Source organism: Flavobacterium proteolyticum, assembly GCF_015223105.1.
Classification (GTDB): Bacteria; Bacteroidota; Bacteroidia; order Flavobacteriales; family Flavobacteriaceae; genus Flavobacterium; species Flavobacterium proteolyticum.
On the sequence record NZ_JADFTZ010000001.1, the window covers coordinates 1,030,536 to 1,043,498 of the forward strand.

16 protein-coding genes and 1 tRNA gene are annotated in these 12,963 nt (G+C 33.9%); 13 read left to right on the forward strand and 4 right to left on the reverse strand.

Annotated features, from left to right (window positions below; all coding sequences use genetic code 11):
• The first annotated feature begins 16 nt into the window (after positions 1–16).
• From IM755_RS04490 to IM755_RS04505, 4 genes are all read left to right on the forward strand, one after another.
• Positions 17–439 carry an OsmC family protein gene (locus IM755_RS04490; RefSeq protein ID WP_194094014.1) on the forward strand — a complete coding sequence of 141 codons (423 nt, stop codon included), beginning with the start codon at positions 17–19 and terminating at the stop codon, positions 437–439.
• A gap of 3 nt (positions 440–442) precedes the next feature.
• Positions 443–775: a HopJ type III effector protein gene (locus IM755_RS04495; RefSeq protein ID WP_194094017.1), complete on the forward strand. Its 333-nt coding sequence runs from the start codon at positions 443–445 to the stop codon at positions 773–775.
• A 115-nt stretch (positions 776–890) separates the two neighbouring features.
• Complete coding sequence (gene recJ / locus IM755_RS04500; RefSeq protein WP_194094019.1) at positions 891–2,591, forward strand: single-stranded-DNA-specific exonuclease RecJ; 1,701 nt, start codon at positions 891–893, stop codon at positions 2,589–2,591.
• Positions 2,584–3,840, forward strand: a complete 1,257-nt coding sequence (locus tag IM755_RS04505) for an MFS transporter (RefSeq protein WP_194094021.1) — start codon at positions 2,584–2,586, stop codon at positions 3,838–3,840. Before recJ ends, IM755_RS04505 begins: the two co-directional genes overlap by 8 nt.
• Here IM755_RS04505 and IM755_RS04510 read toward each other — a convergent pair.
• The 3 genes from IM755_RS04510 to rbfA are packed head-to-tail and all read right to left on the reverse strand — an operon-like array spanning position 3,837 to position 6,218.
• Positions 3,837–4,589 (reverse strand): UDP-2,3-diacylglucosamine diphosphatase, encoded by a 753-nt coding sequence (locus IM755_RS04510; protein WP_194094023.1) that lies wholly within the window; start codon positions 4,587–4,589, stop codon positions 3,837–3,839. The two genes, IM755_RS04505 and IM755_RS04510, sit on opposite strands and share 4 nt — an antisense overlap.
• Positions 4,590–4,624: 35 nt before the next feature.
• Positions 4,625–5,824, reverse strand: coding sequence for an ABC transporter permease (locus IM755_RS04515; RefSeq protein ID WP_194094025.1), 1,200 nt, complete (start codon positions 5,822–5,824; stop codon positions 4,625–4,627).
• Between the two features lies 1 nt (position 5,825).
• Positions 5,826–6,218 carry a 30S ribosome-binding factor RbfA gene (gene rbfA, locus IM755_RS04520; protein WP_194094027.1) on the reverse strand — a complete coding sequence of 131 codons (393 nt, stop codon included), beginning with the start codon at positions 6,216–6,218 and terminating at the stop codon, positions 5,826–5,828.
• Positions 6,219–6,335: 117 nt separating this feature from the next.
• On the opposite strand from rbfA, the gene mce reads away from it, so the two are divergent.
• From mce to IM755_RS04535, 3 genes are all read left to right on the forward strand, one after another.
• Positions 6,336–6,737, forward strand: a complete 402-nt coding sequence (gene mce, locus IM755_RS04525; RefSeq protein WP_194094030.1) for a methylmalonyl-CoA epimerase — start codon at positions 6,336–6,338, stop codon at positions 6,735–6,737.
• Between the two features lie 59 nt (positions 6,738–6,796).
• A tRNA-Ile gene (locus IM755_RS04530) sits at positions 6,797–6,870 on the forward strand.
• A gap of 219 nt (positions 6,871–7,089) precedes the next feature.
• A complete protein-coding gene (locus tag IM755_RS04535) occupies positions 7,090–7,290 on the forward strand; it encodes a hypothetical protein (RefSeq protein ID WP_194094032.1) in 201 nt (66 codons plus the stop codon).
• A 14-nt stretch (positions 7,291–7,304) separates the two neighbouring features.
• Here the strand turns inward: IM755_RS04535 and IM755_RS04540 are convergent, their stop codons facing one another.
• A complete protein-coding gene (locus IM755_RS04540) occupies positions 7,305–7,895 on the reverse strand; it encodes a riboflavin synthase (protein ID WP_194094034.1) in 591 nt (196 codons plus the stop codon).
• Between the two features lie 58 nt (positions 7,896–7,953).
• Here IM755_RS04540 and pdxA point away from each other — a divergent pair, with 58 nt between their 5' ends.
• The 6 genes from pdxA (at position 7,954) to accC (ending at position 12,948) form a co-directional block, all read left to right on the forward strand.
• Positions 7,954–9,003, forward strand: a complete 1,050-nt coding sequence (pdxA, locus tag IM755_RS04545; RefSeq protein WP_194094036.1) for a 4-hydroxythreonine-4-phosphate dehydrogenase PdxA — start codon at positions 7,954–7,956, stop codon at positions 9,001–9,003.
• Positions 9,004–9,084: 81 nt separating this feature from the next.
• Entirely contained in the window at positions 9,085–9,624 is a 540-nt protein-coding gene (locus tag IM755_RS04550) for a YceD family protein (protein WP_194094038.1), read from the forward strand.
• A 9-nt stretch (positions 9,625–9,633) separates the two neighbouring features.
• Positions 9,634–9,828, forward strand: a complete 195-nt coding sequence (rpmF, locus tag IM755_RS04555) for a 50S ribosomal protein L32 (protein WP_008255033.1) — start codon at positions 9,634–9,636, stop codon at positions 9,826–9,828.
• 166 nt (positions 9,829–9,994) lie between these two features.
• Positions 9,995–10,990, forward strand: a complete 996-nt coding sequence (locus tag IM755_RS04560; RefSeq protein WP_194094040.1) for a beta-ketoacyl-ACP synthase III — start codon at positions 9,995–9,997, stop codon at positions 10,988–10,990.
• A 27-nt stretch (positions 10,991–11,017) separates the two neighbouring features.
• A complete protein-coding gene (accB, locus tag IM755_RS04565; protein WP_026726015.1) occupies positions 11,018–11,506 on the forward strand; it encodes an acetyl-CoA carboxylase biotin carboxyl carrier protein in 489 nt (162 codons plus the stop codon).
• A gap of 92 nt (positions 11,507–11,598) precedes the next feature.
• The gene (accC, locus tag IM755_RS04570; protein WP_194094042.1) at positions 11,599–12,948 is read left to right on the forward strand and encodes an acetyl-CoA carboxylase biotin carboxylase subunit; all 1,350 of its coding nucleotides are present in this window, start codon (positions 11,599–11,601) and stop codon (positions 12,946–12,948) included.
• Positions 12,949–12,963 lie beyond the last annotated feature (15 nt).

The window sequence follows — 12,963 nt, forward strand, 5'->3', positions numbered from 1 at the left end:
AATAATATTATTTTAAATGGAAACACACAACATAACTACAACCTGGAAAGGTAACATGCAATTTGAGTCCACGAATCCAAGTGGCGATGTCATTTCAATTGATGCGGGTCCAGAAAATGGAGGCGAAGGAAAAGGCTTGCGTCCAAAAGCGTTGATGTTATCGGCTTTAGCAGGTTGTACAGGCTTAGACGTCGCTTCGTTAATGGAAAAAATGAAGTTAGAAGTAGCTGATTTCAAAATTGAAACTTCTGGAGAATTAACGGAAGAACATCCTAAAACTTATCACACTGTAAAAGTCAATTATCATTTTTACGGTAGTAATTTAGACGAGAAAAAGCTAGAAAAAGCTGTGAATTTATCGGTAGAAAAGTATTGTGGTGTGATGGAAATGTTTCGTCAATTTGCAAAAGTGGAAATCGAAATTTTTTATCACAATTAAGAAATGACAGTAGAAGCACTTATTAATAAAGTAAAGCAATCGGAAATACTTTCTTTTGCTGAGGTTATTGAGGCCATCGATGCCAACTATTCTTTTACACCTTCCTTTTTTAAAAATGGTGATGTTGTAAATGAAGAAAATCAAAATAATGGTTCTTGCAAGGTGTTTTCATTTGCTAAAATGCATAAGTTGTCAGAGAAAGAAACTCTTTTTCTTTTTGGTGAACACTATCAAAAAGTACTTGAAACACCAAGTGATGCTGATCATCAAAACATTCGAAGTTTTATGAATTTTGGTTGGAACGGAATAGCATTTGAAAAAGAAGCACTTTCGTAGTGATTTCTCTTTACGTCGAAATGACAACAAAAAAATAAAAAATATTTATACCTTTGTTTTTCAATTATATAAGCCAAAATAAATAATTCATAATTTTTTAATTCGTAATTAAACTATGCGTTGGAATCCAAAATCTAAGCCAAATCCAGAAAAAGTACAAGCCATTCAGCAAGCACTTCAAGTCGATGAAATTATTGCGACACTTTTAGTTCAACGAGGAATCGAAACCTTCGAACAAGCCAAAACCTTTTTCCGTCCCACCTTAGCCGATTTGCATAATCCGTATTTGATGAAAGATATGGACAAAGCCGTGGCGCGAATTGAAAAAGCGATTGCTAATAACGAAAATATTCTAGTTTTCGGTGATTACGATGTCGATGGAACTACCGCTGTTTCTTTAGTTTCTAGTTATTTGCGTAGTTTTTATCCCAATGTTGCGACATATATTCCCGACAGATATGCAGAAGGTTATGGCATTTCTTATATGGGAATTGACTATGCCGAAGACAACGATATTTCCTTAATTATAGCTTTGGATTGTGGTATTAAATCAATTGACCACGTGAATTACGCCAAAGCCAAAAATATTGATTTCATCATTTGCGACCATCACCGACCAGGTGATATATTACCTGATGCGGTTGCGGTTTTAGATCCAAAACGCGAAGATTGTTCGTATCCGTATGATGAATTATGCGGTTGCGGTGTCGGATTCAAATTGGTTCAGGCTTTAGCCGAAAATCGAAATCAAACTATTGAAGATTTAGTAGAATATTTAGATTTAGTTGCGACTGCAATTGCGGCTGATATTGTTCCGATTAATGGTGAAAATCGAGTGTTAGCTAAATTTGGTTTGGAAGTGATTAATTCTAACCCACGACCAGGAATAAAAGCATTGATTCAAAACTTAAAGAAAAAAGTCTTGACAATTACGGATGTCGTTTTCATCGTGGCACCAAGAATCAATGCCGCAGGAAGAATCAAACATGGAAACGAAGCCGTTGCTTTATTAACCGAATACGATTTAGACCAAGCCGAGCAATTCGCTTCCGAAATCGAGCAACATAATTCCGACAGGAAAGAATTAGACAAACAAATCACGAAAGAAGCATTACTTCAAATCGAAGCAAACAACGAACAAAATCGATATTCAACCGTTGTGTACCAAGAAAATTGGCACAAAGGCGTTATTGGAATTGTCGCTTCAAGATTGGTAGAAAATTACTATCGTCCAACGATTGTTTTTACGAAAAGTGGCGAAAAATTAGCGGCTTCGGCACGTTCTGTAAAAGATTTCGATGTGTATAATGCGTTGGAAGCTTGTGCCGAACATTTGGAACAATTCGGCGGGCACATGTATGCAGCTGGAATGACACTTTTGGAAGAAAACTATGAAAATTTCAAAAATGCCTTCGAAAAAGTCGTTCAAGAAACCATTCATCCCGATTTATTAACTCCGGAAATTTCATACGATGCCGAAATCGAATTATCAGAAATCAATCCGAAATTGATGCGTTTATTGAAACAATTCGAACCTTTCGGACCCGAAAATATGACGCCATTATTTTTAGCGAAAGGATTAACTGATTCAGGTTATGCAAAAACTTTAGGTTCGGATAACGAACACTTGAAAGCATTCGTAAAACAAGGAAATTCGGAAAGTTTTGGAGTGATTGGTTTTGGATTGGGAAATAAATTAGACTTGGTTGTCAACAAAAATAAATTTGATGCAATTTTCTCTTTGGAAGAAAATGAATGGAAAGATACTGTAACTTTGCAATTGCAATTACGCGATATCAATACTTCAAATGGCTAAAAAAGATCCATTTTCCTCTTTAAGAATTCCTGAATTTCGTTGGTTTTTAGCCATGCGATTGTTTATTGTATTGGCTTGGTCGATGCAATTTGTATTGATTGAGTGGGAAGTGTATCGCATCACGAAAGACCCGTTATCATTGGGATTAATTGGTTTAATGGAAATTATTCCCGCAATAAGTATGGCGTTGTTTGCCGGACACATTGTGGATCAAAATGAGAAAAAAGGTTTGTTAATCAAATGCTTTTCCGGATTAGCAATTATCAGTGTTTTGTTTTGTTTGTTAGTGCATCCGAATTTTATCGATTCTTTTTCAAAAAATACCATTTTATATGGAATTTACGCTCTAGTTTTCGTGGGCGGAATCATTCGTGCGTTTTTAATTCCGTCCGTTTTTAGTTTATTGGGTTTGATTATTCCGAAAAAAGAGCAACCTAACGCAGCGACATGGAGTAGTTCTACTTGGCAAGTGGCGGCTGTAATTGGACCAGCTTTGGCGGGATTTTCAATTGGTTGGTTTGGCGCATTTTGGTCGTTGATTTTTGTGGTTTTTTGTGTGATTATGGCTTTGGTCGTATTGACACAAATTGAAAGAAAACCGATTTTAAATCCAAAATTAGGCGAACCTATTTTTAAGAGCTTGAAAGAAGGATTGTCGTTCGTTTTTCATTCGAAACCTATTTTGAATGCGATTTCGCTTGATATGTTTGCGGTTTTATTTGGTGGAGCCGTTGCTTTATTGCCCATTTTTGCGCAAGATATTTTAAAAGTAGGTTCGGAAGGATTCGGAATTTTAAGAGCTGCACCAGCTATTGGTGGTTTAATTACCATGTTGATTTCAACTTCAATTCCGTTACATCAAAAAGCAGGTAAAAAGTTATTGTTAGCTGTTTTCGGATTTGGAGTTTGTATTATCGTTTTTGGTTTATCAACTAACTTTTGGTTATCAGTAGTAGCATTATTTTTAAGTGGCGTTACTGATGGAATTTCTGTAGTCATTCGTCAAACTATACTTCAAATTTATACTCCCGACCATATGCGCGGACGCGTTTCTTCTGTGAATTCAATTTTTGTTGGTTCGTCTAACGAATTAGGGGCTTTTGAAAGCGGCTTGGCTTCCAAAATCATGGGAGTAGTTCCAGCAGTTGTTTTTGGTGGAATGATGACCTTGGGTATTGTGGGAGTTACTGCCGTAGCGTCGCCAAAATTCAGAGAACTGGATATCGAAAAAGATTTGGAAACGATTTAATTTTTGAATTCTTTCAACTCCATTTTTTCGCCATCAAAAACACCATAGGTGAAATAACCGATCCAATCGCCTAAGTTTACGTATTTAGAATTTTTGGTTAATTCGATTTCTAATGGCAAATGGCGGTGACCAAAAACGAAGAAATTGTACTCTTTAGTTTCTAATTTTCTTTTGCAATATTGTACTAACCATTCATTGTCTTCTCCTAAATATTTTACATCTTCTGCGCCAGAAATCAGTTTGTTTTTTACCGATAAATATTGGGCTAATTTTACACCAATATCGGGATGTAACCAACGAAATAACCATTTCGAAAACGGGTTGGTAAACACTTTTTTCATTCGTTTGTAACCCATATCACCAGGGCCTTTTCCATCTCCATGACCAATTAGAAATGTTTTACCATTGAAGGTAAATTCTTGATTATCATGATAAACAGGAATGTTTAACTCTTTTTGAAAATAATCGTGCATCCACAAATCGTGATTTCCAGCAAAGAAATAAATTGGAATACCAGAGTCTTTTATTTCGGCTAATTTCCCCAAAACTCTAACGAATCCTTTCGGAACAACTGTTTTATATTCAAACCAAAAATCGAATAAATCTCCAAGTAAAAAAATTGCATCAGCATCTTGTTTAACGATATCAAGCCATTGAATGAATTTTTGTTCTCTTGGAAAACTTAATTCGGGAGTTGGAGCGCCAAAGTGTTGATCGGAGGCGAAGTAGATTTTTCTTGTTGCTTTCAATTTTTCGGATAGTTTTAACAAAAATACATAAAAAATTACGAAAGAATTTTTTTATTTACAGTTCCAGAAGCAATCCAAGAAGAGATTAATCCAAGAATTATGATTGTCATAATTACAATTGCCATGTTTTGCCATTCAAAAAGTACAGGATAAGGCATTGTAGGTGTAATCATGATGAATGAAAAATGCTGTTGAAGTAGAATGATACCTATAGCTAATCCTAACCCTATAATCAAACCAAATAAGGTAATGATAATTCCTTGTGTAAAAAATATATTGCGAATAGCTTTTTGTGTAACACCAATGTTATATAATGTTTTAAGATTGTCTCTTTTGTCAATAATAATCATTACAATAGCTCCAGCAAGGCAAAATAAGGTAAGAATTACAACTAATGTACTAAATAAATAAATGAACAAGTTTTCCGATTGTAGCATTTTATATAGCGAATCGTTTAGTTGAGCTCTATTCTTTATTTTAATGTCATTTCCTAAAACAGAATTAAGCTCTTTTCTAGCTTTATTTTCGTCCGTATTAGGTTTTAACTTGATTTCAATATTTGTGATTTCGTTGCTTTTCAGTCCAAGAAAATGTTGGGCTAACCCAATAGAACAAAAAACATATTTACCATCTAATTCTTCATTAATAGAGTAAATACCAGAGGGGAACAGTAAAGATTTATTGAAAGCTTCGTTTGCGTTTTCAATATCACCTTTTCCGGGTTTTGGAACATAAGCCTCTAAAGCATTATTGTAATCAAATAAACCTAAACCTAATTTTCTGCTAATATCAGCCCCAATGACTACGCTTTCAGAATTGGTTTCAAACCATTCTCCTGCGTATAGATGTTTGTTAAAATCGGTTACTTGTATAAAATGATTGTCAACTCCTTTTATATGTGCCACCAATTCTTTATTATCATACATAAAATAAACTCGCTCTTCAATAATTTTACTAAAGGAAGCGATATTGTTACTTTTTTTGAGTAATTCTTCTTGTTTTGGACTAATCAAAAAGGTTTTACCTGTTGTAGTTTCAATTCGTAAATCTGGGTCCGAAGCATTAGCGAAGTTTAAACTGAATTCTTTCAATCCGCTAAAAACCGATAAGAATACAAAAAGAGCCATTGTACTGGCAATAATCCCCACAGAGGCAATTCCCGTAATAATGTTAATTGCTTTGTTTTTACTGAAACTTACAGCATATCGTTTGGCTATGTAAAAGGAAAGGTTCAAATTACGATTTCTTTCTTTTTTCTAATAAATCTGGATTTTCAATTGGATTTTCTTTCCCAGTTAGTGCTTTATCAATTTTTTCGATGTAATCTAAGCTATCATCAATGTAGAAAATCAAATTTGGAACTTTTCGTAATTGATTTTTTACACGTTGTGCCAAATCATGTTTAATAAGTGGTGCGTTGCTTTTTACAGCAGCTAAAATTTCTGGAGCTTTATCGGTTGGGAAAACGCTTAAATGTACTTTTGCAATAGATAAATCTGAAGTTACATTTACTTTTGAAACCGAAATTACCAGGTTGTTAATGTTATTTTTACGGATTTCACCTTGTAAAATCGATACCAAGTCGTTTTGTAAAAGTGCCCCTATTTTTTTTTGTCTATTTGTTTCCATGGTGCAAAAATACATAAAAATTCATCAAGGCGTATTCTTTTGTACTATATATGAATGTCCTCGAATAACCGTTTGTTGTTTTTTGTTAACTTTGTTCGCATTAAAAAAAATAATAAGATGAGAAAAATAGAACATATAGGTATAGCTGTAAAAAGTTTAGAAGTTTCAAATGTTTTGTTTGAAAAATTATTTGGACAACCACCATACAAGGAAGAAGAAGTGGCTAGTGAAGGAGTTAAAACCTCTTTTTTTATGAATGGACCAAATAAAATAGAATTGTTAGAAGCAACAAATCCAGATAGCCCAATTGCTAAATTTTTAGAAAAAAAAGGAGAAGGAATCCATCACATCGCTTTTGACGTAAATGATATTAATGAAGAGGTTATTAGGCTAAAAAAAGAAGGTTTTGTAATTTTAAATGAGATTCCTAAGAAAGGAGCTGATAATAAATTGGTTGTATTTTTACATCCTAAAGGCACGAATGGCGTGCTAATAGAGCTTTGTCAAGAAATCAAATAAAGTTTAAAAAAAGATTTGGTTGCCTTGAAAATTAGTCTTAATATTGCAACTTCAATACTGGTCCTATAGCTCAGTTGGTTAGAGCACCTGACTCATAATCAGGTGGTCCCTGGTTCGAGCCCAGGTGGGACCACTTTTATTGTTAATATTTAAGAAGAAAAAACTCACAATTAACAAAATTTAAGTTTTTTTTAAGTTTTTTTCTAAAAATAACTTGTAAAGTATAAAAATATTTATATTTTCGTGTTTTCTAATAAGTTTGTGTTACATAATATTAACTTATTATTAAATAATTTCTTTTATTAGTAAGGGAATGATATAAATTATACTTTTGCGCCCAATGAGAACAATTATGAATAAAATTATAACAATTTTAGTAGTACTTTTTAGTATTCAAGGTGTTTTAGCAGCAGATCCAACACCTCCGCCGCCAACTCCACCACCGCCACCTGGTTTGCCTATTGATGGAGGATTGGTTGTTTTGTTCTTCTTGGCGTTAGTTTCTGGTTATTATTTATCTAAGAAATATATATCTACAAAAAAAGGCTCTTAAATAGAGCCTTTTTTTTATTTTCTTAATTCATTTAATCGACTTACATACTTTCCTATAACATCAAACTCTAAATTTACTTTTGTGCCAATTTTAAAAGTATTAAAATTAGTGTGGTCAAATGTGTAAGGAATAATGGCAACGCTAAAGGTGTTTAATCCTGAATTTACAACTGTTAAGCTAGTTCCGTTTACGGTTATTGAACCTTTTTCAATAGTAATATTGTTTAAAGAAGCGTCGTATTCAAATGTAAAAACCCAACTTCCATTAGCTTCTTTAATGTTTGTACACGTTCCAGTTTGGTCAACATGGCCTTGAACAATGTGTCCGTCAAGTCTGTCGCCAAGTTTCATCGCACGTTCTAAATTCACAACATCTCCAACTTTCCAAGTCCCAATAGAAGTTTTATCAATCGTTTCTTTAATAGCGGTTACGGTGTAATTTTTGTTTTCGATTTTCACTACCGTTAAACAAATACCGTTATGCGCAACGCTTTGGTCAATTTTTAATTCATGAGTAATGTCGGACTCCACCGTTACATGCAGGTTTTCCTGATCTTTTTCGATTTCTTTTATAATTCCAAGGGTTTCTATAATTCCGGTAAACATAACTGATTTAATTTTACTAAATTTGCACATCAAAAGTAAGCAATAAATCACACTTGTCATGGTTAAAAAAGCAGAAAATATAATTGTTGGAATTTCGATTGGAGATTTAAATGGTATTGGAAGCGAAGTAATTTTAAAAACATTTGAAGATACTCGAATGTTAGAATTGTGTACGCCAGTAATTTTTGCAAATGCTAAGATTGTTTCTTTTTTGAGAAAAGAATTAAATATTGATATTGCCATTCACGGAATTGATAAAATAGAGCAATTGGTTGTTGGAAAAATCAACGTACTAAATGTTTGGCGTGAAGGAGTAAATCTTGAATTAGGTAAAAATGATGATTTAGTAGGAAGTTATGCAATTAAATCTTTTGTTGCTGCAACAAAAGCTTTAAAAGAAGGTTTGGTTGATGTTTTAGTAACAGCACCTATTAATAAGTATAATATTCAATCAGAAGAATTCAAATTTCCAGGTCATACCGATTATTTGGATAAAGAATTAGAAGGCGATGCTTTAATGCTAATGGTTCACGATGATTTGCGTGTTGGTTTGCTAACTGATCACGTTCCAGTGAATGAAGTGGCGAAACATTTGAATGAAAAATTAATCTCGAGTAAAATCAAAACCATCATTCAAACGTTAAAGCAAGACTTTGAAATTGAAAAACCAAAAGTGGCTGTTTTAGGATTGAATCCACATTCGGGTGATAATGGAGTTATTGGTCAAGAAGAGGAAAAAATCATCAAACCGGCCTTGAAAAAATTATTTGAAGCTGGAAATATGGTATTTGGGCCTTTTTCGGCAGATGGCTTCTTTGGTTCGGCTCAATATGAGAAATATGATGCGGTTATTGCAACGTATCATGATCAAGGATTAATTCCTTTCAAAACATTATCTTTTGGAAACGGAGTCAATTATACGGCTGGATTAAATAAAATTAGAACTTCACCCGATCACGGAACTGCATATGAAATTGCAGGTAAAGGAGTTGCTAATCACGAGTCATTTAAAGAGGCGGTTTATTTAGCAATTGATATTTTTAAGAAAAGAAATGACTATCAAGAGCTGATTAAAAACCCTTTAAAAACAAAAGAAAAGCAGTTATAAACAAAAAAATGTTTACAACTAGTTTGAATTTATAAATATTTTATATCTTTGCACACCTTTTAAAAAGGTAAAACTGTTGTTATGAACAATTTAAAAGAATATTTAATTCCTTTTGTGGGATTAAAAATAGGGAAGCATCAGTTTGATTATCAAATAGATAATACGTTCTTTAAAAACTTTGATTACGACGAATTTAATGACGTTTCGGTTAAAGTAGATATTGTTTTAGAGAAAAAGAGCACCATGCTTGAACTCGATTTTAAACACAAAGGAACTGTAAATGTGCCTTGTGATGTTTCGGGTGAAGAGTTTGATTTGCCAATTAAAGGAAAATTAAAACTTTTAGTTAAGTTTGGAGATGCCTTTAATGATGAAAATGAGGAGTTGCTCATTTTACCACATGGTGAATTTCAAGTAAATGTAGCGCAATATATATATGAATCTATTGTATTGTCAGTTCCTTTACGAAGAGTACATCCTGGTGTTAAAGATGGTTCGCTGTCTGATGTAATTGAAAAATTAGAATCGCTTTCTCCAAAAGAAAACAAAAAAGAAGAACAACAAAATAATGATATTGACCCTAGATGGGAGAATTTAAAAAAACTATTAACGGATAAATAAAATAGAACAATGGCACATCCTAAGAGAAGACAGTCGTCTACAAGAAGAGATAAGAGAAGAACACATTACAAAGCGACAGTTGCTCAAATCGCAACATGTCCAATTACTGGTGAAGCACACTTATACCACAGAGCTTACTGGCATGAAGGTAAAATGTACTACAGAGGTCAAGTTGTAATTGATAAAAATGAAGCAGTAGCTTAATTGCATCAACAAAAAAATAGAGAAAACTCTCACATTGTGAGAGTTTTTTTGTTAAGTACCCATTCGTTTTAAATTAATAAAAACGAATAGGATTCGTTTGAAATTTTTTTTGTAATTTCCACCACTTTTTGAATCTTAAAAATTCAGAAGGAAAAATTAATCGAAGATGAATAAAATAACAGCAGCAATTACGGCAGTAGGTTCTTATGTTCCCGACTTTGTTTTGTCGAATCAAGTATTGGAAACATTAGTAGATACGAATGATGAATGGATTACCACTCGTACCGGAATTAAAGAAAGAAGATTGTTAAAAGAAGAAGGTCAAGGAACTTCTTTCATGGCAATTAAAGCCGCTCAAAACTTATTAGAAAAAGCCAATTTAGATCCTAAAGATATCGATTTAGTGATTATGGCAACGGCGACACCAGATATGCCAGTAGCTTCAACAGGAGTTTATGTGGCTACACAAATTGGAGCAACGAATGCATTTGCATTTGATTTACAAGCCGCTTGTTCAAGTTTCCTTTACGGAATGTCTGCAGCATCAGCTTATATCGCATCTGGAAAATACAAAAAAGTTTTATTGATAGGTTCTGATAAAATGTCATCGATTATCGATTATACTGACAGAGCTACTTGCATCATTTTTGGTGATGGAGCAGGAGCTGTATTGTTTGAACCAAACACAGAAGGATTAGGTCTTCAAGATGAAATCTTAAAAAGTGATGGAATCGGAAGAGAATTCTTAAAAATTGAAGCAGGTGGTTCTATTTTGCCCGCTTCTGAAGAAACCGTAAAAAACAAACAACATTTTGTATTCCAAGATGGAAAAACGGTTTTCAAATACGCCGTTTCTGGAATGGCTGATGTGAGTGAAAAAATCATGGAGCGCAACAATTTGTCACATGATGATATCAATTGGTTAGTGGCTCATCAAGCCAATAGAAGAATTATTGATGCTACTGCAAATAGAATGGGATTAGACGAAGCTAAAGTTCTAATCAACATTCAAAAATACGGAAATACCACTTCGGCAACCCTACCATTATTATTATCAGATTTTGAAAACCAATTGAAAAAAGGAGATAACATTATCTTTGCAGCTTTTGGTGGCGGATTCACATGGGGTGCTATCTATTTAAAATGGGCTTACACTAAATAATAACAAAACTAAACTAAATCAAATATTATGGATATTAGAGAGATTCAAAACCTAATCAAATTTGTAGCTAAATCAGGTGCTACAGAAGTAAAATTAGAAATGGACGATTTTAAAATCACCATAAAAACAACTGCTGAAGGAACAGAAAGTACAACAACTTATGTACAGCAAATGCCTATGCAAGCAGCGCCTCAAATGGCAGCTCCACAAATAGCAGCAGCTCCAGTGGTTGCAGATGCTCCAGCAGCAACTCCAGCAGCTGATGATAATGCAAAATATATTACAGTAAAATCGCCAATCATTGGTACTTTCTATAGAAAACCAGCTCCAGACAAACCAATGTTTGTAGAAGTAGGTTCAACTATCGGAAAAGGAGATGTTCTTTGTGTGATTGAAGCAATGAAATTATTCAACGAAATCGAATCTGAAGTTTCTGGTAAAATTGTAAAAGTTTTAGTAGATGATTCATCTCCAGTTGAATTTGATCAACCATTATTCTTAGTTGATCCATCTTAATAAAGTTAGAAATTAGAGGTTAGAAGTCGAAAATCATTTCGCTTCATAATTGTCTAATTGACAGATTGTCTAATTGTCTAATTATAAAGTACATGTTTAAAAAAATATTAATTGCCAATAGAGGTGAAATTGCACTACGTGTAATTAGAACTTGTAGAGAAATGGGTATTAAAACAGTTGCGGTTTATTCAACTGTTGATGCGGAAAGTTTGCACGTAAAATTTGCTGATGAAGCGGTTTGTATTGGACCTGCACCAAGTAAGGATTCTTACTTAAAAATGTCAAATATTATAGCTGCTGCTGAGATTACAAATGCAGACGCTATTCACCCAGGATACGGATTCTTATCTGAGAATGCAAAGTTTTCAAAAATTTGTCAAGAGCATGGTATCAAGTTTATTGGTGCTTCTCCAGAAATGATTGAAAAAATGGGAGACAAAGCTACGGCAAAATCAACGATGATTGAAGCTGGAGTTCCATGTGTTCCAGGTTCTGAAGGGATTTTAGAGTCATTTGAACAAGCTAAAAAAATAGCAAAAGAAATCGGTTACCCAGTAATGATGAAAGCTACTGCAGGTGGTGGTGGTAAAGGTATGCGTGCTATTTGGAAAGAAGAAGAACTAGAAAAAGCTTGGGAAAGTGCACGTATTGAAGCAGCTGCAGCCTTCGGAAATGATGGTATGTACATGGAAAAGCTTATTGAAGAGCCACGTCATATCGAAATTCAAGTTGTTGGAGATTCTTTTGGAAAAGCGTGTCACTTATCAGAAAGAGATTGTTCGGTTCAACGTCGTCACCAAAAATTAACGGAGGAAACTCCTTCACCATTCATGACAGATGAATTGCGTGAAAAAATGGGTACAGCAGCAGTTAAAGCAGCAGAATATATCAAATATGAAGGTGCTGGAACCGTTGAATTCTTAGTTGACAAACACAGAAATTTCTACTTCATGGAAATGAATACTCGTATCCAAGTAGAGCATCCAATTACAGAGCAAGTTATTGATTACGATTTAATTCGTGAGCAAATTTTAGTTGCGGCTGGTGTGCCAATTTCTGGTAAAAACTACTATCCACAATTACATTCTATAGAATGTCGTATTAACGCTGAAGATCCTTATAACGATTTCCGTCCTTCGCCAGGTAAAATTACGGTTTTACACGCGCCAGGAGGACACGGAGTACGTTTAGATACACACGTTTACGCTGGATATACAATTCCGCCAAATTATGACTCTATGATTGCTAAGTTAATTACAACTGCTCAAACTAGAGAAGAGGCTATCAATAAAATGAAGCGTGCTTTAGATGAGTTCGTAATTGAAGGAATCAAAACCACAATTCCATTCCACAGACAGTTAATGGACGAACCAGATTATGTGGCTGGAAATTATACTACAAAATTCATGGAATCTTTTGTAATGAAAGACCCTCAAGAATAAAAACTAAAAAAGCGA